Consider the following 20,308-nt stretch of genomic DNA (forward strand, 5'->3'; position numbering starts at 1 on the left):
CGCCCCTCAAAGTCCGAACTGGCGGCGAACTTCGCCATTGCCAACGAGCGTGCGAAACAGGGTGTAGTCATTCGCATCTCGCCGGATCCGGCCGGCGATCACTGCAGGTGCCACACCGAAGCGCTTGGCGTCGGCCACGACCGCCTTGTCGTTGCGGGTGAAGCGCGACACCGCAAGGTTCCAGTTAGCCTCCGGGATCAAGGCCTCTTGCGCAAAATAGTCGGCATCGTGCTCAACCTTGTCAGATGCCGGCGAATCGTTGTCGTCAAAGATCGCCGAAAATTCACCCAACCGGATGTGCAGCTTCAGATGGCCGATCTCATGGAGCAGCGTGAACCAGAAGTTGTCGAGCCGGTCGTGACGCAGGGTCATCGCGACGATGGCATGATGATCGGCTGACGCCAGCGCAGCGCCGTCAAGCAATGTGCCTGGCAAGTGGCGTTCGATCACCAGCGATATGCCTGCATCGCGCAAGTAGTCTGCTGCGAGGCGCGGACCATTGTCTTCCAGACTGAGCCCGACGAGGCCGCGCACCCAGTCCGCGGTGAGACGGTCCCGATCAAACGCCCGGTCCGGGGGATTGCGATCGGCGAGTGTCCGAACCCGCGCTTCCCAAGCGGCAATAGCAGCCTCATGGACTTGTCCGCTCGACCGCACCGACTTGCGGTGCAGGGCCATCGGCAAAAACTGCGAGTGAGCACCCTGCAGGAATGCCGGGATCAACTCGCCAGCAGCTTTCTTGGCCTGCGGCAGCGTGCCCGAGAAGTCCTCGAACCAGCCACGCTTGAACATTTCGGCGAACGGGAATGCCTGCCAGACGGACGGATCGACGCTATCGAGCTTTGGGCTGCCGAGCAGTTGGGCGCGCTCGACGATGCGCACGTTCAGCGCGTCGGCCACCTCGGTGAGGCGGTCGAGACTTGCCATCCGGTAGCGGTCGGATTCGTAGCGCTGGATCTGCTGTTCAGCGACGCCGAGAAAATCACCAAGATCCTTCTGGCTCATGCCGCGCGCGATGCGGGCCTGAATGAGGATATCGGGCAGATCGTGCAAGCTGTCCGCCGAGAATTCAGAGATTTTCCCCGCGCGGAGGTCCTCGTAGAAGCGCACTTCCTCCTCGAGTTCGTCGATCTGGCTGCGCAGCGCAGAGCGCTGCGCAGCCGCAAACGCTTCAGGGAAGTTGCTGCTCGGCGCCTCAAGCGCGGCAGCGGCTGCCGCCAGCTTCTCGACCGATGCCTTGGTCGACCTGTACTGCTTTTCGTTGGTGATCATGGCGTCGCTCCTTTCAGCGGCGCGAGCGGGATGCGGAGAATGCCCTTGGCCAGGCCCGACGACTTCTCGACCTGAAAAAAGTCGAGGAAGGGGGCGCCCGGTCCGTTGGGCATTCCGGCAATGAACATCTCACCGAGGTATTTTGCTTTTTGCGCTGCTCGCTTGTTGTCGAAATCGAGAAGGACTGGATCAAGCTTGGCCGGGTCGACCCCGTGATGCTCCCAGCAGCCATCGTAGTCGCCGGGGTGCGGCTTTGCGGTCACGAAGCTCCCATCAAGGTAGACGTAGCTGCATCCGGCAATAGCCAGGGCTTGGGCCATACGGACAAAGCCATCGAATAGCCACTTGCGATGCGGTGTGGTCGCGAAGCGTGCCTCAACCTCATCAAGGGTCGTATCGTGGATGCCGGGTGGCAGCACAGCCCAAGGGCAGGGGGAGCCCAACTCGATCAAGTCCGGTATCATGCACACAACAATATAGTTGTGTTGAACTCTTGTCGAGTCTGATTTTGCTTCTCCCGGGATGCGCGGGCGGCCCCGAAATCCCCCTAGGTCGCCGAACGAAGGAGGAGCGATCCACGTCCGCTGATACCACCCCTGACAAATCCGAAATTCAATGGCTGCAACGTTGTTGAGGAGCTGCCCAGCACGTCCAACAATAGATCGCGTTGGCGATCTTTCACTGCCCACCGTCTTATCGTTGCTTTTGTCCGCAGAAGAGGACCACGGAGGCTGCTGTGAGCGACCGACGCTAGTTTACGTCAACCGTGGCTCAACTGTATGCCATCAGCCGAGCGCTGTTTGCCCGAAGTTCGGTCGCAGCACCTTGGCGCCGTCGCGCAAGCCATCGAGATAATTCGACCAGTGCTGCATCATGCGCACGCGTTCATCCCAATATTGCCCGCGCGTGTAGGCGCGGCGCACGGCATTGGCTTCGACGTGGGCAAGCTGGCGCTCGATAGCATCGGCGTTCCAAAGCCCCATCTCGTTGAGCAGTGTTGCCGCCATGGCGCGAAAGCCGTGGGCGGTCATCTCGTCCTTGCCGTATCCCATGCGGCGTAACGCTGCATTGATGGTGTTGTCCGACATCGGACGATTGGCTGAGCGCAATGAAGGGAAGAGGTAAGGGCTATAGGCGGCGTCGTGCTCGATTTCGCGAATGATCACGATGGCCTGCCTGGAAAGCGGCACGGCATGCGGCCGGCGCATTTTCATCTTGTGTTCGGGGATCGTCCAGACTTTGCGGTCGAAATCGAACTCCTTCCATTCGGCATGGCGAAGCTCGCCGGGGCGAACAAAGACATGCGGCAATAGGCGCATGGCGATGCGCGTCTGCAGGTCGCCTTCGTAGTCCTCGATCGACCGCAACAGGGCGCCGGCTTCCTTGGGCGTCGTAATGGCAGCACGATGCACGACCTTGGGCGTGACCAGCGCGCCGCGCAGGTCGGCGCAGACGTCGCGCTCGGCGCGCGCGGTCGCAATGGCAAAGCGGAACACCTGGCTGCAGGTCGTGCGCACGCTGGTGGTGGTGTAGAACTTTTTGGTGCGTTCGATCTTCTTGAGCGCAAGCAACACCTCGTGCGCTGAGATCTTGGAAATCGGCCGCCTGCCGATCGCCGGCATGACCAACCCCAATTGCCATTCGTACTTCTTGATCGAAGCGGCAGCGCGCTCCTCGAGCCGCACCTTCTCCAGCCATTCGTCGGCAACGGCCTTGAAGGTGTTTGACGCCGCTACCGAATCTGCAATCTTGTTGAGCTTTGCCTGGTCGACCGGATCGATCCCATCGGCCAGCAGGCGGCGGGCTTGCAGCAGACGCTCCCGCGCATCTGCCAGCAGCACCTCGGGATAACGGCCGAAGGTGATCGTGCGCTGGAAGTCGTGGAAGCGGTAGTTCATCCGCCAATAGCGGGTTCCACTCGGCTTCACGAGGAGGTACAATCCGTCCCGGTCAGACAGCTTGTACGGCTTGTCCTTGGGCTTGGCGCGCGCGACAGATGCCGCCGTAAGCCCTGATTTTCCTGCTTTTTCGGCCATGTTGATGGACCTCCGACAGCGCAAATTGGCCGCAGGTCCATCAAGTGATCCATCATTCGTCTGAGATTGAGTGGAACATGTCCGGAACTGCCCGGAAATTATACCACCGAAAAACCGCAGAAAACAGCCACTTATGAGCCGCTTTGGTACCCCCTGAGAGGAGGCTCTGGAGCGGGTGAAGGGAATCGAACCCTCGTATTCAGCTTGGGAAGCTGCTGCTCTACCATTGAGCTACACCCGCTCGGGTGGGGCGCGATTGCCACAGGGGGGCGGGGTGGTCAACCGTCTTGTTGGGTCTTGGCCGCCAGGTCCGGCAGGGTCTGCGGGGTGAGCACTTGTGGCAGTTTGGCAGGGCTTGCCGCGCCGGGGGCATACCACAGGTACAGCGGCACGCCGGCCGCGCCTTGCGTGGTCAGGAACGTGGTGATGGCTGGATCGGCGCGGGTCCAGTCGCCCACGATCACTTGCACGCCGGCCCTGGCAAAGGCCTTGGCCGTGGCCTCGCGGTCGATCGCGACGCTTTCGTTGACCTTGCACGACAGGCACCAGTCTGCGGTGAAATAAAGGAACACCGGCTTGCCGCTGGCGCGCGCGCGGTCGAGCGTGGCCTGGCTGAACGGTTGTGCGCCAGGCAGGGCGTCGCTTTCAGTCGCAGGTCGCGCGGCCAGGCGCGGCGCGGCGAACAGCGCGACGGCGACCAGGGCGAGAGCCAGCGGTGCGACCCAAGCCGTCACGCGTCGGCCTTGGCGACGCTGGCGCTCGGCCAGGGCCAGCATGGCCAGCAACACGATCGCCAGGATGGCGGCGGCGGCGAACAGGCCCCAGCCACCCTGGCGCCAGGCCAGCCACAGCAGCGCCGCGACGGTGAGCCCCATCGGCACGGCCATGGCGCGGCGGAAGCGGTCCATCCATGGCCCTGGGCGCGGCAGGATGCGGCGCAGCGGCGGGACAAAGCCGATCAGCAGGAACGGCAGCGCCAGGCCCAGGCCGAGCGCGGCAAACACGGCCATGCCCGCCAGCGGCGGCAGCACCAGCGCCACGCCCATCGCCGCGGCCATGAACGGCCCGGTGCAGGGCGTCGCCACGAAAGCGGCGAGCAGCCCGGTGCCGAAGGCGCCGCCCACGGTGCCCGCACTGGCGCCGCTGCGCGACACCGAAAGCCCTGGCAGTTCGTAAAGCCCGGCAAAGTTGGCGGTAATTGCGGTGGCCAGCAGCACCAGCACGGCCACGACGCCAGGGTTCTGGAGCTGGAACGCCCAGCCCACTTGCGCGCCGCCCGCGCGCAGTGCCAGCAGCACCGCGCCCAGCAGCAGGCAGGCGAGGATCACGCCGGCGCTATAGGCCAGCCCTTCGGCCCGCGCGTGGCGGCTGTTGCCGCGTGCCAGGGCCATGGCCTTGAGGCTGAGGATCGGAAAGACGCAAGGCATGACGTTGAGGATCAGGCCCCCCGCCAGCGCGCCAAGCATGGCCAGGGCCAAGGTGCCCCATGAAAACGCAGCCTTGGCACTGCCGCCGATAGGGGTACCGCCCTTGGGCACCGCACCAGGCGTGGCGGTGATCGCCAGGCCGCCGGCGCCGGGCCCCAGCGCCAGGACGCCCGAAACGCTTTGCGGATGTTCGGGCAAGGCGCCCTTGGCCCGCGCCAGGTCGACGATCAGCCAGTCACCCTGGCGGCGGAACGCCTGGGGCGCGGCATAATCGACCATGCCCTGCGCGCCGATGAAGAAGTGGGGATCATCCACCGCCGCGCTGGCGGGAAACGGCACGGCAAGCGACAGCCCGGCCGGTGTCGCTTCGAACCGGGCGGGTTGGTCCAGCCGCGCGGGCAGGGCGGCGCGCCAGGCGGCAAAGCGCCCATCCTTGGCGCCACTGCCCACGGTGATCGTGCCCATCAGGCTGGCGCGCTCGGGCACGCAGATCTGGTTCGTGCAGGCCAGCCATTGCGCTTTCGCGCTGAGTGCCAGGGTGCTGCCCACGCGCGCATCGGCCGGCAGCGTTACCGGCACCAAGACGGCATAGGCCTGTTCGTAGACATGGTTCATCAGCCCCTGCACCACCAGCGTCCGCGGCACGGGGAATTGCAGATCCCCCGCCTTGGCGCCCGCCGGCAGGGTCCAATCCAGCGACAGCGGCAGCCCGGCATCGCCCGGGTTGCTCCAATAGCCATGCCAGCCGGCCTCAGGCTCCATCAGCACGGCCATGGTGACGGTTTGGCCAGGCAGGGCAGGGCCCTCGGCCAGCAGCGTGGCGCGAATATGCGCGGCTTGCTGGGCATGCACCCCAGGCCCGCCCATCAGCGCGAACGGCAGCAGCCACACGGCTGCAACAATCGCGCGCAATGGCAGGTTCAAGCGCGCTATCTGGCGCTCTGGGGCGCACATCAGGCTGGTCCACAACCGCTGCAACAGGGGCACAGGTTCTCCGTCTCCGGCGCGAAGGATCGGTCGTTCGCCCGCGCGATGTACGGCACATGGCCCGCCTCGTCCAGAACGCCCCTTGGTGAATACCCCAAGGGCGGGATAGACATCGGCGGCGGCATCCCCTTGAGGTGACTTCATGCACAAGACCCGGTTCCTGACTTCCGCCCTTGCCGCCATTGCGGCCGCCACGATCGCCGCTGCGCCGGCATCGGCGGCGCCGGCACCCACACCTGCCACGGCCCCTGCGACATCGGCTGCCGCGACCCCGCCGCGCCTGCTGATCGCACTGGCGATGGACCAGTTCTCGGCCGACCTGTTTGCCGAATATCGCAGCCATTTCACCGGCGGCCTGGCGCGTCTGGCGAGCGGCGCGGTGTTCCCGGCCGGCTATCAAAGTCACGCCGCCACCGAAACCTGCCCTGGCCATTCCACCCTGCTCACCGGCAATCGCCCGGCGCACACCGGCATCATCGCCAACACCTGGATCGACCAGTCTGCCGCACGGCCCAAGAAAGAGGTCTATTGCGCCGAGGACGAGACCAAGTCGGCCGCCGATCCCAAGGATTATGTGGCGAGTGTTGGCCACCTGCTGGTGCCCACCCTGGGCGAGCGGATGAAGCAGCAGTGGCCCGCCGCGCGCAACGTGGCGGTTTCGGGCAAGGATCGCGCCGCGCTGATGATGGGCGGCCATGTGATCGACCAGGTGTGGTGGTGGAAGAACAATGCCTTCGTCACGCTGGATGGCCGCCCCGCCATTCCGGCCGCCAGCCAGGAAAACGCCGCCGTGGCCAAGCTGCTGGCCAAGGGTGCCCCGGCCCTGCCGCTGCCCGCGTTCTGCGCCCCGCGCGAAGGCGCGATCCAGGCCGGCAGCGCGACAGTGGGCACTGGCCACTTTGCCCTGGCGGCAGGTGATGCCACGGCGTTCCGCGCCTCGCCCCGGCTGGACCAGGCGACGCTCGATCTGGCGCTCAAGCTGGTCGATGCGATGAAGCTGGGCCAAGGGCCGGCGCCCGACATGCTGGCCGTCAGCCTTTCGGCCACGGACTACGTCGGGCACAGCACCGGCACGCAGGGGCCGGAAATGTGCATCCAGCTGGCCACGGTCGACCAGGCGCTGGGGGCGTTCTTTGCAGCGCTCGATGCGCGCCACATCGATTACGGCGTGGTGCTCTCGGCCGACCACGGCGGGTTCGACATGCCCGAGCGGCAGAACCGCGAAGCGCTGCCCCAGGCCGCCCGCGCCGATGTGGCGCTGCTGCCCAAGGCGCTGAGCGAGCAAGTCGCCGCGCGGCTGCAACTGCCGGCAAAGGGGCTGATCCTGGGCGATGGCGCGGCCGGTGATTTCTGGGTCAAGGCCGATCTGCCCGCGGCGCAAAAGACCGCCGTGGTGGAAGCCGCGCGCGCCATCCTGGTGGCCAATCCGCAAGTCGCGGGCGTGTTCACCGCCGCTGAAATCGCGGCCACGCCGATGCCGTCCGGATCGCCTGAAACCTGGAGCCTGATCCAGCGCGCGCGCGCTTCGTTCTATGCCCCGCGCTCGGGCGATTTCGTGGTCATGCTGCGGCGCGGCGTCATGGCGCTGCCCCAGCCGGGGCCGGGCTATGTCGCCACCCACGGTTCGCCCTGGGACTATGACCGGCGCGTGCCGATCCTGTTCTGGCGCAAGGGGATGACCGGCTTTGAACAGCCATCGCCCGTTGAAACAGTGGACATTGCCCCCACCCTTTCGGCATGGATCAATTTGCCGGCGCCGCCAGGCGCCTATGACGGTCGCTGCCTCGATCTCGATTCCGGGCCGGGCAGCACCTGCGGAGTGAAGTGATGAGCGAGTTGGCGGTGGAACAGGCTGGGGAACAGGCGCTCTCGGGCGACGTGGTGATCCTGGGCGGCGGCCTGGTCGGCATGACGCTGGCGATTGGCCTCGCCAAGCAGGGCCTGTCGAGCGTGGTGGTCGATTCCTCCGATCCGGCAGCACAGACCGCCGCCGGGTTCGATGGTCGCGCCTCGGCGATTTCCACCGCCAGCTGGAATCTCTACACCAACCTGGGCATGGCCGAGGCACTGGCGCCCAAGGGCTGCCCGATCGACGCCATCGCCGTGACCGACAGCATGAAGCCCGGCCGCATCGATTTCCGCCCCGGCGCCGACGAGGGCTCGCTCGGCCGCATGTATGCCAACCGCGATCTGCGGCTGGTGATGTACGAGGCCGCCGCGCGCGAAAGCCTGATCACGTTCCTGCCCAACGCCCAGGTCGCCACGCGCGAGCGCGGCGAACATGGCGTCACCGTGACGCTGGCCGATGGCCGTGTGCTGAAAGGCAGCCTGCTCGTCGCTGCCGAAGGCCGTCGCAGCCCCACGCGCGACGAGGCGGGTTTTACCCCGGCGCGCTGGGACTATGGTCATCGCGCGATCATTGCGGGCCTCACCCACGAAAAGCCGCACGAGAACACCGCCTGGGAAATCTTCTATCCGGCTGGTCCCTTCGCCCTGCTGCCCTTGCTGGACGAGGCGGACGGCACGCACCGTAGCGCGCTGGTGTGGACCGTGGCGGAAAAGGATGCCGCGGGCGTGCTCGCCATGGGCGAAAAGGCATTCCTGGCCGAAGTGGAAAAGCGCATGGGCGGCGTGTTCGGCACAATCGCGCTCAATGGCCCGCGCTCGTCCTATCCGCTCAATTTCCATCACACCGCCAAGGTCGTCGATCATCGCCTGGCGCTGGTGGGCGATGCCGCGCACGGGATGCACCCGATTGCGGGGCAGGGCCTCAACGTGGGCCTGCGCGATGTGGCCGCGCTGGTCGAAGTCCTGGCCGAAGGCGCGCGGCTGGGGCTGGAGCCGGGCGAAGCGCAATTGCTTGCCCGCTATGAACGCTGGCGCGCGGCCGATACTTTCATGGTGGCGGCGGCCACCGACGTGCTGACCCGCCTGTTCGGCCTGCCGGGCCGCGTGCCCAGCCTGGTCCGCCGCTTCGGCATGGCTGGGGTGCAGCGCCTGCCCGCGCTCAAGCGCTGGTTCATGGACGAGGCACGGGGCATGAGCGGGAAGCTGCCGGAGCTGCTCAAGGCGTAAGCAGATCGGCCCGCAGGCGTTATTGCGTCTCGCGGGCCAGGCGCTCGGCCAGTTCGGCGATTTCCGGCGGGTCGAGCAGCCAGGTGCGCGTCTTGCGCCCTTCGCGATGGATCGGCACTGTCAACAGCACGCGCGCATTTTCGCGCGCATGCGGCTTGTAGAGCGAGAAGTGCAAAGCACAGTCGCGGATCGTGCCGATGATCGGCGTGCGGCCTTCCAGGTCGATCATCGTCGCCGCCTGGTCCCAGGGGATGGTCTGCGTGCTCATCGCGCTTAAACGTCCAGGTTGGCCACGTTGAGCGCGTTTTCCTGGATGAAATCGCGCCGCGGCTCGACCACGTCGCCCATCAGGCGGGTGAAGATCTCGTCCGTCACGTCGGCGTCTTCTACCTTCACTTGCAGCAGCGAGCGGACTTCTGGATCGAGCGTGGTTTCCCACAGCTGCTCCGCGTTCATTTCGCCCAGGCCCTTGTAGCGCTGGATCGCCAGGCCCTTGCGGCCATTGGCCATGACCGCCTCGAGCAGTTGCGAAGGCCGGGTGATGCCCGCGTCCTTGCTGTCGGCGCGCGTCGCAGCGGGGGTTTCTTCCCCATCGGGGGCGGCGCTTTCCGGCTCGGCCGTGGCGGCGCTGGCGCGGACCAGGCGGGCGACGCCGGCGTAGACGTCGGCGTGTTCACCGGCCAGCCGCGCCAGCTTGCGCGCTTCGGCGCTGGTGAGGAAGCCGGCCTCGATCATGTGGTGGTCGGTCACGCCGCGCCAGGCACGCTGGATGTGATAGCCGCCTTCCGCGCTCATCTGCGCAGACCACTGCGCCTCGGGATCGCCGCGGTCGAGCCAGCTTGCCGCATCGGCAAGAGCCGCAACGCGCGCATCGGCCGAAAGATCGGGATCGAGCGCCCCGGCCAGGGCCAGCGCTTCGATGATGTCATAGTTGTAGCGGCGCGGCACGAAGGCCATCAGGTTGCGCAGGCGCAGCGCATGGTCGACCAGTTCGGCCAGTTCCTGGCTGCCGCGCGCGCCGCCCGGGGTTTCCAGGATGCGGCCGGCGGTGCCGGCTTCGACCAGGTAGCGATCGAGCGCGGCGTTGTCCTTGAGGTAAACCTCGCTGCGGCCCTTGGCGACCTTGTAGAGCGGCGGCTGGGCGATGAACAAGTGCCCGGCGCGAATGATGTCGGGCATCTGGCGGTGGAAGAACGTGAGCAGCAGGGTGCGGATGTGCGCGCCGTCGACGTCGGCGTCGGTCATGATCACGATCTTGTGATAGCGCAGCTTTTCCAGGTTGAATTCGTCACGGATGCCCGTGCCCATGGCCTGGATCAGCGTGCCGACTTCGCGCGAGGAGATGATGCGGTCGAACCGCGCGCGCTCCACGTTGAGGATCTTGCCGCGCAGGGGCAGGATTGCCTGCGTCTTGCGGTCGCGGCCCTGCTTGGCGCTGCCGCCGGCCGAATCCCCTTCGACCAGGAACAGTTCGCACTTGCTGGCGTCGCGCTCCTGGCAGTCGGCCAGCTTGCCGGGCAGGCTGGCGATGTCCATGGCGCCCTTGCGGCGGGTCAACTCGCGCGCGCGGCGGGCCGCTTCGCGTGCGGCGGCCGCGTCGATCACCTTGAGAATCACCGACTTGGCGTGGGCCGGGTTTTCCTCCAGCCATTCGCTCATCTTGTCGGCCATCAGGCTTTCGAGCGGTTGGCGCACTTCGGAAGAAACCAGCTTGTCCTTGGTCTGGCTGGAAAACTTCGGGTCGGGCAGCTTGACCGAAACGATCGCGGTCAACCCTTCGCGCATGTCATCGCCCGAAAGCGAGACCTTTTCCTTCTTCAGCAGGCCCGACCGGTCGGCATAGTTGTTGAGCGTGCGGGTCAGCGCGGCGCGGAACGCGGCCAGGTGCGTGCCGCCATCGCGCTGCGGGATGTTGTTGGTGAAACACAGCACGTTTTCGTAATAGCTGTCGTTCCATTCCAGCGACACGTCGATGCCGATGCCGTCGCGCATCGCGGAAATGGCGATGGGTTCGGGGATCAGCGCCTGCTTGTTGCGATCGAGGTACTTCACGAAAGCGGCGATGCCGCCTTCGTAATAAAGGTCGTGTTCCTTGACCTCTTCGTGGCGCTTGTCGCGCAGCAGGATGCGCACGCCCGAATTGAGGAACGCCAGCTCGCGATAGCGGTGTTCGAGCTTGTCGAAATCGAAATCGGTGACGTTCTTGAACGTGTCGTGGCTGGCAAAGAAGGTCACGCGCGTGCCCTTCTTGGGCTTGCCATCGGCGGTCTGCGGGGCCGGGCCGGTGACCTTGAGCGGGGCCACGGCATCGCCATGGGCAAACTTCATCCAGTGCTCCTGGCCGTCGCGCCAGATCGTCAGCTCCAGCCATTCCGACAGCGCGTTGACCACCGAAACGCCCACGCCATGCAGGCCGCCCGAAACCTTGTAGGCGTTGTCGTCCGAGGTGTTCTCGAATTTCCCGCCGGCGTGCAGCTGGGTCATGATCACTTCGGCGGCCGAAACGCCTTCCTCGGCATGGATGCCGGTGGGAATGCCGCGCCCGTTGTCTTCGACCGACACCGAACCATCGGGGTTCAGTTCGATCAGCACCAGGTCGCAATGGCCGGCCAGCGCTTCGTCGATCGCGTTGTCCGACACTTCGAAGACCATGTGATGCAGGCCCGAGCCATCATCGGTATCGCCGATGTACATGCCGGGGCGCTTGCGCACCGCGTCGAGGCCCTTGAGGACCTTGATCGAGTCGGCGCCATAGGAATTGGTGTTCGGGGTATTTTCGTTGGTGCTGGCCATAGTCTCGCACATAGGCACTTTGCCCGCAAAACCCAAGCGAATTGGCCATGTTTTGCACAGGGCGCGCGGTGGGTTGTGGCAACCGGCTTGCATGCATGGCCAAGTGCGGCATGCTGCGCGCATTCGATTGGAAACAAGGGGGCAATCCTTTGATCAAGCACACATTCGTTTCGGCCGCCGTGGTGGCGGCGATGGCCACTACCGCCGCGGCCCAGGCCGCGCCCGCTGCGGCGCCCGATTCTGGCGAGGCGCAGTTTCGCGCGATCTATAAAGAGCTGGTGGAAACCAACACGACCGTCAGCACCGGGTCTTGCACCCTGGCGGCAGAGCGCATGGCCGCGCATCTCAAGGCGGCCGGCTATGCCGACAGCCAGATCACCCTGTTTTCCGTGCCCGATCATCCCAAGGACGGCGGCCTGGTCGCCGTGCTGCCCGGCACGTCCAAGGCAGCCAAGCCCATCCTGCTGCTCGCCCATCTCGACGTGGTTGAGGCCAAGCGCGCCGATTGGGAGCGCGATCCCTTCACTCTGATCGAGGAAGGCGGCTATTTCTATGGTCGCGGCACCGCCGACGACAAGTCGATGGCGGCGATCTGGGTCGATACGATGGTGCGCCTCAAGGCGGCCAAGCCGCTCAAGCGCACGGTCAAACTGGCGCTGACATGCGGCGAGGAAACCACCTGGGCGTTCAACGGCGCGCAATGGCTGGCCCAAAACAAGCGCGACCTGATCGACGCCGAATTCGCGCTGAACGAAGGCGGCGGCGGCAAGACCGGCGGCAAAGGCCTTTCCGAGGGGGGCCGCCTCGTCAACCAGTCGATCCAGGTGGGTGAAAAGGCGGTGCAGAACTATCGCTTCGAAACCCGCAATCCCGGCGGCCACAGTTCCATCCCCGTGCGTGAGAACGCCATTTATGAACTCGCCGACGCCCTCGCGCGCCTGCGCGATTTCGACTTCCCCGCCGAACTGAGCGACACCACGCGCGCTTTCTTTGCCAAGGCGGGCGCCGCGCGCGGCGATGCCATGGGCAAGGCGATGCAGGCACTGGCCGCCAATCCGATCGGCAGCCCGGCTTTTGTCGACGCGGAAAAACTGGTGAACACCGACCGCAGCTTTCATTCCAAGCTGCGCACCACCTGCGTCGCCACGCTGCTCGATGGCGGGCACGCCAACAACGCCCTGCCGCAGCGCGCGGGGGCCAACGTGAACTGCCGCATCTTCCCCGGCCATTCGGTGGAGGAAATCCAGGCTGCCTTGCAGAAAGTCGTCGCCGATCCGGGGGTGAGCGTCAGCCTGGTGCCGCCGCAGCGCCCGCTTGCCAAGGCGCCGACGCTCGATCCCAAGATCATCGGCCCGATGGAAAAGCTGGCCGCGCAATATTTCCCCGGCGTGCCGGTGGTGCCCGACATGTCGACCGGGGCGACCGACGGCATTTTCCTGGAAGCGGTGGGCATCCCGACTTACGGCGTGCCGGGCGCGTGGGGCAACCCGGATGGCAACGGCGTGCACGGGTTGAACGAGCGGATCGAGGTCAAGTCGCTGCTTACCGGCCGCGCCTATCTCTATGATCTGGTGAACGCCTACGCGCGGTAACGCCAAGCGGCGTGCCAAGCTGTGGATAAAGCCCGGCTGCCCTTTTGGCGGGGCAGTCGGGTCTTGACCGAAAAGGCGCAAAGGTGTTCGTTGTGCGCATGCGTCATGAAGCGGTCATGCCTGTCCTTCATGCCTCGCCCCGAGCGAGGCTGAAGCCGATTTGGCACAGGAGCGCAAGCGGAGCATGCTTCACCAGGCGCTGATCGAGCGGGCGGCTGCGGCCAGGCCCCATAGCGGCGATGCCGCCGCCACACCCCGTTTGCTGGCATCCAATCGCCATCTCGACAATTGCCCGGCACTGGTTCTGAACGCGGATTACACGCCGCTCAGCTATTACCCGCTCAGCCTGTGGCCCTGGCAGACCGCGATCAAGGCGGTGTTCCTCGAACGGGTGGACATCATCGCGACGTATGATCGCGCGGTGCACAGCCCCTCGCTCGACATGAAGATCCCGTCGGTGATCGCGCTGCGCCAATATGTGAAGCCCAGCGAGTTTCCGGCCTTCACCCGCTTCAACCTGTTCCTGCGCGATCGCTTCGTATGCCAGTACTGCGGCAGCGGCGAACACCTCACGTTCGATCACGTCGTGCCGCGCCGGCTGGGCGGGCGCACCACCTGGGAAAACGTCACCACCGCCTGCGCGCCGTGCAACATGGCCAAGGGCGGCCGCACCCCGGCCCAGGCGCACATGCGCCTGATGGAAGAGCCGATCCGCCCCACCACCTGGCAATTGCAGGAAAAGGGCCGCGCCTTTCCGCCCAATCACTTGCACGAAAGCTGGCGCGACTGGCTCTATTGGGACGTCGAACTGGAAAGCTGACGCCGCCGCGCCGGCGGTGTTCAGGCCGGCTGTTCACCGGCGCGCCCTGCGCCTTTCAAGAATAGCGCCAGGGCTGCCAGGGCAATCGCCGTGGCCACCAGCATCGGCATCGTCGGCAGGTCGATCAGTGCATTGGGCCCGCTGAACCGCGCCAAGGTCTGGGCATAAAGCGGCGGCCCGATGATCTGGGCGATCGATCCGATCGACTGCACCGCCCCCTGCAATTCGCCCTGGCTGCGCGCATCGACCGCGCGGCTGTTCATGGCCGATATCGCTGGCTGCACTGCGCCCTGGAACGAACCGATGCCGATGGCGATATAGACCTGCCACGCCTCGCGCGCGAGGCAATAGGCCACCGCCGACAGCGCCAGCGACACCACGCCCATGATAACGGCGCGCCGTTCCCCCAGCCGCGGCAGCAGCAGGCGCATGCCAAATCCCTGGAACAATGCGGCCGTCAGGCCGACCACCGCCAGCGCCAGCCCCACCGCCTTGGTCGAAAAGCCATAGGCAGCGATCGCCATGTAGGTCCAGATCGCGGGATAGACCACGTTGGCCAGTTGCCACGCGCCCAGCGCCGCCACGAACCACAACACCCGCGCGCTCTGCCCTTTCAGTGCCAGCAGGCTCGACAGCGCGTTGGCGCGGCGCCAGTCGAACGGGCGGCGATGATCGGCATCGAGCGATTCGCGCAAGGTGAAGAAGCCGAACACGAAATTGGCCAGGCTCAGCCCGGCGGCGGCCATGAACGGCACGCGCGGCCCCAGCGTGCCGAGCAGCCCGCCCAGCGCCGGGCCGACCACGAAGCCGATGCCAAAGGCCATGCCCATCAGGCCGAAACTGGCCGCGCGCTTTTCGGGCGGGGTCACGTCAGCGATATAGGCATAGGCGGCCGAAAAGCTGGCGCCGGTGATCCCGGCGATGATCCGCCCGGCAACCAGCCAGCTCATCGCCGGGGCAAAGGCCTGCAGCAGATAGTCCAGGCCCAGCGCGAACACCGCGGCCAGCAGCACCGGCCGCCGGCCATAGCGATCTGACAGGTTGCCGATCACCGGGGCGAACACGAACTGCATGACGGCATAGCCGGCGCCCAGCCAGCCGGCATATTCGGCTGCCTGCGTGATCGAAACCTTGGCCAGATGCATGATCAGCCCCGGAAACACCGGGATTACGATGCCAAAGCCGAGCATGTCGATCAGCACGATGGCAAAGACGAAGCTCAGCGATGCCCGATGCGTCATGAAATGCCCCCTCCCGCGCGCTGGCCCGATTCAGCGCGGCTTGTGTGTCAGCGCCGGTCCAGCGCGGCTTCGCACTCGTCCAGCAGTTGCGCCATGATCGTGGCCACCGGTTCTTCCTTGGTGACCATGCCCACCGATTGCCCGGCCATGACCGAGCCACGCTCGACATCGCCATCGATCACCGCGCGGCGCAGCGCGCCGGCCCAGAAATGCTCGATTTCCAGTTGGGCGGCGGCCATGTCCAGTTCGCCGGCGTCCAGCCGTCGCGCCACTTCGATCTGCTTGGCAGTGAATTCCTCGGTGCCCTTGTTCTTGAGCGCGCGCACGGGAATGACCGGCAGCCGCGGGTCGACCTGGACCGACGCGATGGCATCGCGCGCGTTGCCGCGAAAGAACGCCTGCTTGAACGCAGGGTGGGCAATCGATTCGCTGGCGCAGGCAAAGCGCGTGCCCAGCTGCACCCCGGCCGCGCCCATTTCCAGATAGGATGCGATTGCTTCGCCCCGGCCGATGCCGCCGGCCACGAACACCAGGTGGTCGGCCGCCAGCGCGGGCAGGAATTCCTGTGCCAGCACCGAGGTGGAAACCGGCCCGATGTGGCCGCCTGCCTCGCTGCCTTCGATCACCAGCGCATCGGCGCCCGAACGAAACAGCTTCTTGGCCAGCGCGATCGTCGGGGCAAACACGATCACCTTGGCGCCGAATGCCTTGATCGCTTCCACGCTGCCCTTGGGCGGAATGCCGCCGGCCAGCACGACGTGGCCCACGCCATGCTTTGCGCACACCCCGATCAGATCGAACAGCAGCGGGTGCATGGTAATGAGGTTCACGCCAAAGGGCTTTGCCGTCAGGGCCTTGGTCCCGGCGATTTCCGCGTCGAGCAGGTCGGGCGTCATCGCCCCGCAGGCGATCACGCCAAAGCCGCCGGCATTGCTGATCGCAGCCACCAGGTTCCGTTCCGAAACCCAACTCATCGCCCCGCACAGGATTGCGTGTTCAGTGCCCAGGAACGCGGCGCCACGCGCCATCAGCGCGGAAGTCTTGGGAGTGGCCGTCATGTCTGAAAAATCGCCCCGTCTGCGATGGAGAAAGTGGGCGCGCTTTACGGTGCCATGGCCCGCCGGGCAAGGGCCTTGCGCCACCACAAATCGTCATTTCAACTTACTCTAGGCATTTTAATCCATTTAGACGATCAAACGCCAGGCACTACACCGCGTCCAACGATCTTCCCCTGATGGAGAGCCAAGCGATGTCTGCCCCTTCGAAGTGCCCGTTCCACCAAGGCGCCAGCGCCGACGCGCTGGCCCAGGCCCAGGTTCCGGCACAGACCAACCAGATGTGGTGGCCCAACCGGCTTGACCTGGGCATCCTGCGCCAGCATTCGCACAAAAGCGATCCGATGCCCCATGGCCACGATTATCGCGCGGCCTTTGCCCGGCTCGATCTCGATGCGGTCAAGGCCGATATCCACGCGTTGATGACGCAATCGCAGGATTGGTGGCCGGCTGATTATGGTCATTATGGCCCGCTGTTCATCCGCATGGCGTGGCACAGCGCGGGCACCTATCGCACGTTCGATGGGCGCGGCGGCGCGTCCACCGGCACGCAGCGCTTTGCCCCGCTCAACTCCTGGCCCGATAACGTGAACCTGGACAAGGCACGCCTGCTGCTGTGGCCGGTCAAGCAGAAGTACGGCGCCGCGCTGAGCTGGGCCGATCTCATGGTCCTGGCCGGCAATTGCGCGCTGGAATCGATGGGGCTGCCCACCGTGGGTTTTGGCGGTGGCCGCGAAGACGTGTGGGAAAGCGAAGCCGACATCTATTGGGGCCCGGAAACCGAATGGCTGGCCGATGCGCGCTATAGCGGCGAAGATCGCGAACTGGCCGATCCGCTCGCTGCCGTGCAGATGGGCCTGATCTATGTGAACCCGGAAGGGCCCAACGGCACGCCCGATCCGCTCGCCTCGGCGCGCGACATCCGCGAAACCTTTGCCCGCATGGCGATGAATGACGAAGAAACCGTCGCCTTGATCGCCGGTGGCCACACGTTCGGCAAGGCCCATGGCGCGGGCGATGCCGCCCACGTGGGCGTCGCTCCCGAAGGGGCTGACATTCTTGCCCAGGGGCTGGGCTGGATCAGCACGCATGGCAGCGGCGCTGGGGTAGACGCGATCACCAGCGGGCTGGAAGGCGCTTGGACGACCAACCCGATCGCCTGGGACAACGGCTATTTCGATGCCCTGCTGGGCTACGAGTGGGAACTGACCAGGAGCCCGGCCGGCGCCCACCAGTGGAAGCCCAAGGGCGATGCCGGCAGCGGCACCGTGCCCGATGCCCACGATGCCACGCGCCGCCACCAGCCGATGATGTTCACCAGCGATATCGCGCTGATCGCCGATCCGGCGTACCGGTCGATTTCGCAGGATTTCCACGCCAACCCAGACAAGTTCGCCCGCGCCTTTGCCGAGGCCTGGTTCAAGCTGACCCACCGCGACATGGGGCCGCAGGTGCGTTACCTGGGCAAGGATGTGCCGCAGTCGCCGCGCATCTGGATGGACCCGGTGCCCGCGGTGGACCACCCGCTGGTGACCGAAACCGATATCGCCACGCTCAAGGCCCATATCCTGGCCAGTGGCCTGTCGATTGCCGACCTGGTGAAAACCGCCTGGGCCAGTGCGTCCACGTTCCGCCAGTCCGACAAGCGTGGGGGCGCCAACGGCGCGCGCATCGCCCTCTCCCCGCAAAGGGATTGGGCGGTCAACGAACCGGCCGAACTGGCCCGCGTGCTAGACGTGCTGCGCAGCATCAAGGCGGCGTTCGACGTGGTCGCGCCCGGTGGCCGCAAGGTGAGCCTGGCTGATCTCATCGTGCTTGCCGGCAATGCCGGGGTGGAAGCCGCCGCCAGGGCCGCTGGCCACGACGTGGTCGTGCCATTCAATCCCGGCCGCACCGACGCCAGCGATGAGCAGACCGACGCGGACAGCTTTGCCGTGCTCGAACCCAAGGTCGATGGTTTCCGCAACTATGCCGGCGGGCCAGGCTCCGGCAGGGCCCGGCGCAGCCCGGAAGAACTGCTGGTCGACCGCGCGCAGTTGCTGGGCCTGACCGCGCCGGAAATGACCGTGCTGGTCGGCGGGTTGCGGGTGCTGGGCGCCAACCACGGCGGCAGCAAGCTGGGCCAGTTCACCGATCGCCCCGGCACATTGAGCAACGATTTCTTCCGCAACCTGCTGGCCGCCACCACGGCGATGCGCTGGCAGGAAACCGGGGAAGGCGTGTTCACCGCGTTCGATCGCAAGACCGGCGAGCCCAAGTACGGTGCCACCCGCGTGGACCTGATCTTCGGCGCCAATTCAGAACTGCGCGCCCTGGCCGAAGCCTATGCCACCGATGATGCTGAAAAGCCGTTCGTCGATGCCTTCGTGGCGGCCTGGACCAAAGTGATGGAGGCCGATCGCTTCGATCTGAAAGCCTGATCCCCAGGACTGACAAAGTCGGCAAGAAAGACGCAGATCCCCTTCTCGTGCGCCTTTCTGGCTTACCACCCCGCCTTTTTCCGGTATCCCCAACGGAAGAAGGCGGGGTTTTTCACGTTTGCATGGCACAAGGGGTGCCGTTCCCCCGTTGCAACCGGATGCCGCGCCGCCCCCGCCCATGCTGAAAGCCACCCTGGAAATCGTGCTGTTCCTGCTGTCGGGCATAGCCATGGCCGCGGCCAAGGTCGCGGCGCTGGCAGCGCTGGGTCTGGCGGTGCCGGTGGCGGGGGTGCTGCTGTGGCGCAAGCGGCGGAAGTAGGCGGCGGATGGCATAACCTTTAGAGGCTAGCTGTTGATAGTTCAGGCGCAGCGGCGGTTTAGTTTCTGCAATTCCTGCGGTGGACACGGAGCCGAACCTGCGCGACATTCTCCGTCGTAGATTCACAACGGTGTTTCTGACTCAATGGCGCCTGGCTATCGGTTATTCTTTTTCACGGCTTTCTTAAGCCTGGTCATCGCTGTTGCGTTGGGATCGCTTTTGCAACCCGAACGACCAAATCTTGTCGGTAGCATTGGCCAACGTGAGCAACCCAATTTCTATCGCGCTGTTGGGAGTGACTGCCAACCGGCTAGGATTAGCGTGCTACCCGTCAAGTTGCGCACACGGAAGGCTGATGCATGCGCAAAAGCGGAAGAACAGTATCGTGAAGCCAATGACAGCCTGGTACAAGCCAGGCGCGCAGCGGACGCGGCAGACGCAAGTGCCATTGTAGCGTATGAGCAGACGCGAATTGCTGCGTGGGGCTTTAGTGCAGGAATTCTCACATTGCTTGCCGCTTTCGCAGCCGCTTTTTTTGCTGAACGTGCGGCGCACCACACGAAAAGGAGTGCGGATGCTGCCGAACAGGCGCTTCGGCCGTGGATAACCATGGAAATTGAGCCGGAGAGTTCCGTGCGGTGGGACGATGACGGCGCTTGGTTCAACGTTCTCGTTAAAGTATATAACCACGGCAGCGTGCCAGCAGTGAATTTTCTGATCGATTTTGCTAACGTTCCAATGGAAGCGATTGCTATCTTGCAAGGCAATTTCCGAAAAGAAATCGAGGGGAAGATTGATTCTATAACAGCTCCAGACGGGTTTGGAGAAATAATAACGCCCGGTAAATATGCTGAGTTCCGTTTCCAAGCCGAGGTAAATCAAGAGTGGTTCCTGCCAGATACCACGGGTAAAATTTGTTGTGCGCCCCTCGTTGCCGTCTTCTGTCGGTACCAGTCAGCCAACGATCTCAAACTCAACGGAAAGCTCGGGCAATGTTACATGTTTGGTGTTCGTCCACCACTAGCAAGGAAAGCACAGCCGGCAGCGAACCTCGTTCTATATCCTGATCAGGGTGAAATTGAACCAAGCAAAATTAAGGTTCGGCTGCTCCCACTGAGTAGTGTTGCAAAATAAGCCAAGACGTTCCAGGTTCGACTTGGCCCGAGTGTCGTTCCAGCCGCGAGCGCCGCGCGCGGAGCCCTTCGACAAGCTCAGGGCGAATGGGAGGTACGTATGGAGTTCCCTGAGATTCCGTTCGGGCTGAGCTTGTC

At 65.1% G+C, this 20,308-nt stretch carries 15 protein-coding genes and 1 tRNA gene; 7 read left to right on the top strand and 9 right to left on the bottom strand.

Going from position 1 to position 20,308, the window contains the following annotated elements:
- Positions 1-6 precede the first annotated feature (6 nt).
- The 5 genes from FHT19_RS22330 to FHT19_RS22350 form a co-directional block, all read right to left on the bottom strand.
- Positions 7-1,272, bottom strand: a complete 1,266-nt coding sequence (locus FHT19_RS22330; RefSeq protein ID WP_169476892.1) for an XRE family transcriptional regulator — start codon at positions 1,270-1,272, stop codon at positions 7-9.
- On the bottom strand, positions 1,269-1,724 hold the full coding sequence (locus FHT19_RS22335; RefSeq protein ID WP_202804688.1) for a hypothetical protein: 456 nt from the start codon (positions 1,722-1,724) through the stop codon (positions 1,269-1,271). The genes FHT19_RS22330 and FHT19_RS22335 overlap by 4 nt, the downstream gene beginning before the upstream one ends.
- A gap of 333 nt (positions 1,725-2,057) precedes the next feature.
- Positions 2,058-3,308 (bottom strand): integrase arm-type DNA-binding domain-containing protein, encoded by a 1,251-nt coding sequence (locus FHT19_RS22340; protein WP_169476893.1) that lies wholly within the window; start codon positions 3,306-3,308, stop codon positions 2,058-2,060.
- A 167-nt stretch (positions 3,309-3,475) separates the two neighbouring features.
- Positions 3,476-3,549, bottom strand: a tRNA-Gly gene (locus tag FHT19_RS22345).
- 37 nt (positions 3,550-3,586) lie between these two features.
- Complete coding sequence (locus FHT19_RS22350; RefSeq protein ID WP_248290613.1) at positions 3,587-5,647, bottom strand: protein-disulfide reductase DsbD domain-containing protein; 2,061 nt, start codon at positions 5,645-5,647, stop codon at positions 3,587-3,589.
- 217 nt (positions 5,648-5,864) lie between these two features.
- On the opposite strand from FHT19_RS22350, the gene FHT19_RS22355 reads away from it, so the two are divergent.
- The gene (locus FHT19_RS22355) at positions 5,865-7,550 is read left to right on the top strand and encodes an alkaline phosphatase family protein (RefSeq protein ID WP_169476894.1); all 1,686 of its coding nucleotides are present in this window, start codon (positions 5,865-5,867) and stop codon (positions 7,548-7,550) included.
- The gene (locus FHT19_RS22360; protein WP_169476895.1) at positions 7,550-8,797 is read left to right on the top strand and encodes a UbiH/UbiF/VisC/COQ6 family ubiquinone biosynthesis hydroxylase; all 1,248 of its coding nucleotides are present in this window, start codon (positions 7,550-7,552) and stop codon (positions 8,795-8,797) included. Before FHT19_RS22355 ends, FHT19_RS22360 begins: the two co-directional genes overlap by 1 nt.
- 19 nt (positions 8,798-8,816) lie before the next feature.
- On the opposite strand, the gene FHT19_RS22365 is transcribed toward FHT19_RS22360, so the two are convergent.
- Both FHT19_RS22365 and gyrB read right to left on the bottom strand, forming a co-directional pair.
- Positions 8,817-9,065: a hypothetical protein gene (locus FHT19_RS22365; protein WP_169476896.1), complete on the bottom strand. Its 249-nt coding sequence runs from the start codon at positions 9,063-9,065 to the stop codon at positions 8,817-8,819.
- 5 nt (positions 9,066-9,070) lie between these two features.
- Positions 9,071-11,590: a DNA topoisomerase (ATP-hydrolyzing) subunit B gene (gyrB, locus tag FHT19_RS22370; RefSeq protein ID WP_169476946.1), complete on the bottom strand. Its 2,520-nt coding sequence runs from the start codon at positions 11,588-11,590 to the stop codon at positions 9,071-9,073.
- A 152-nt stretch (positions 11,591-11,742) separates the two neighbouring features.
- Here gyrB and FHT19_RS22375 point away from each other — a divergent pair, with 152 nt between their 5' ends.
- Both FHT19_RS22375 and FHT19_RS22380 read left to right on the top strand, forming a co-directional pair.
- The gene (locus tag FHT19_RS22375; RefSeq protein WP_348981815.1) at positions 11,743-13,182 is read left to right on the top strand and encodes a M20/M25/M40 family metallo-hydrolase; all 1,440 of its coding nucleotides are present in this window, start codon (positions 11,743-11,745) and stop codon (positions 13,180-13,182) included.
- A 184-nt stretch (positions 13,183-13,366) separates the two neighbouring features.
- The gene (locus FHT19_RS22380; protein ID WP_168556005.1) at positions 13,367-14,002 is read left to right on the top strand and encodes an HNH endonuclease; all 636 of its coding nucleotides are present in this window, start codon (positions 13,367-13,369) and stop codon (positions 14,000-14,002) included.
- 20 nt (positions 14,003-14,022) lie between these two features.
- Here the strand turns inward: FHT19_RS22380 and FHT19_RS22385 are convergent, their stop codons facing one another.
- Together FHT19_RS22385 and FHT19_RS22390 are read right to left on the bottom strand one after the other, a co-directional pair.
- On the bottom strand, positions 14,023-15,243 hold the full coding sequence (locus FHT19_RS22385; RefSeq protein ID WP_168556006.1) for an MFS transporter: 1,221 nt from the start codon (positions 15,241-15,243) through the stop codon (positions 14,023-14,025).
- A 47-nt stretch (positions 15,244-15,290) separates the two neighbouring features.
- Positions 15,291-16,301, bottom strand: coding sequence for a nitronate monooxygenase (locus FHT19_RS22390; RefSeq protein ID WP_169476898.1), 1,011 nt, complete (start codon positions 16,299-16,301; stop codon positions 15,291-15,293).
- A 191-nt stretch (positions 16,302-16,492) separates the two neighbouring features.
- On the opposite strand from FHT19_RS22390, the gene katG reads away from it, so the two are divergent.
- From katG to FHT19_RS22405, 3 genes are all read left to right on the top strand, one after another.
- Positions 16,493-18,718, top strand: a complete 2,226-nt coding sequence (gene katG / locus FHT19_RS22395; RefSeq protein ID WP_169476899.1) for a catalase/peroxidase HPI — start codon at positions 16,493-16,495, stop codon at positions 18,716-18,718.
- 178 nt (positions 18,719-18,896) lie between these two features.
- Entirely contained in the window at positions 18,897-19,037 is a 141-nt protein-coding gene (locus tag FHT19_RS22400) for a hypothetical protein (protein WP_169476900.1), read from the top strand.
- A gap of 144 nt (positions 19,038-19,181) precedes the next feature.
- A complete protein-coding gene (locus FHT19_RS22405) occupies positions 19,182-20,171 on the top strand; it encodes a hypothetical protein (protein ID WP_169476901.1) in 990 nt (329 codons plus the stop codon).
- Positions 20,172-20,308: the final 137 nt, after the last annotated feature.

The organism is Novosphingobium sp. SG919 (assembly GCF_012932495.1).
GTDB lineage: Bacteria > Pseudomonadota > Alphaproteobacteria > Sphingomonadales > Sphingomonadaceae > Novosphingobium > Novosphingobium rhizosphaerae.

Excerpts from the sequence above, each read along its gene's own strand:
- FHT19_RS22405 (WP_169476901.1), top strand. The coding sequence starts at position 19,182 with ATGGCGCCTGGCTATCGGTTATTCTTTTTCACGGCTTTCTTAAGCCTG.
- FHT19_RS22365 (WP_169476896.1), bottom strand. The coding sequence starts at position 9,065 with ATGAGCACGCAGACCATCCCCTGGGACCAGGCGGCGACGATGATCGAC.
- FHT19_RS22340 (WP_169476893.1), bottom strand. The coding sequence starts at position 3,308 with ATGGCCGAAAAAGCAGGAAAATCAGGGCTTACGGCGGCATCTGTCGCG.
- FHT19_RS22380 (WP_168556005.1), top strand. The coding sequence starts at position 13,367 with ATGCTTCACCAGGCGCTGATCGAGCGGGCGGCTGCGGCCAGGCCCCAT.
- katG (WP_169476899.1), top strand. The coding sequence starts at position 16,493 with ATGTCTGCCCCTTCGAAGTGCCCGTTCCACCAAGGCGCCAGCGCCGAC.
- FHT19_RS22385 (WP_168556006.1), bottom strand. The coding sequence starts at position 15,243 with ATGACGCATCGGGCATCGCTGAGCTTCGTCTTTGCCATCGTGCTGATC.
- gyrB (WP_169476946.1), bottom strand. The coding sequence starts at position 11,590 with ATGGCCAGCACCAACGAAAATACCCCGAACACCAATTCCTATGGCGCC.
- FHT19_RS22330 (WP_169476892.1), bottom strand. The coding sequence starts at position 1,272 with ATGATCACCAACGAAAAGCAGTACAGGTCGACCAAGGCATCGGTCGAG.
- FHT19_RS22400 (WP_169476900.1), top strand. The coding sequence starts at position 18,897 with ATGCTGAAAGCCACCCTGGAAATCGTGCTGTTCCTGCTGTCGGGCATA.
- FHT19_RS22355 (WP_169476894.1), top strand. The coding sequence starts at position 5,865 with ATGCACAAGACCCGGTTCCTGACTTCCGCCCTTGCCGCCATTGCGGCC.
- FHT19_RS22360 (WP_169476895.1), top strand. The coding sequence starts at position 7,550 with ATGAGCGAGTTGGCGGTGGAACAGGCTGGGGAACAGGCGCTCTCGGGC.
- FHT19_RS22390 (WP_169476898.1), bottom strand. The coding sequence starts at position 16,301 with ATGACGGCCACTCCCAAGACTTCCGCGCTGATGGCGCGTGGCGCCGCG.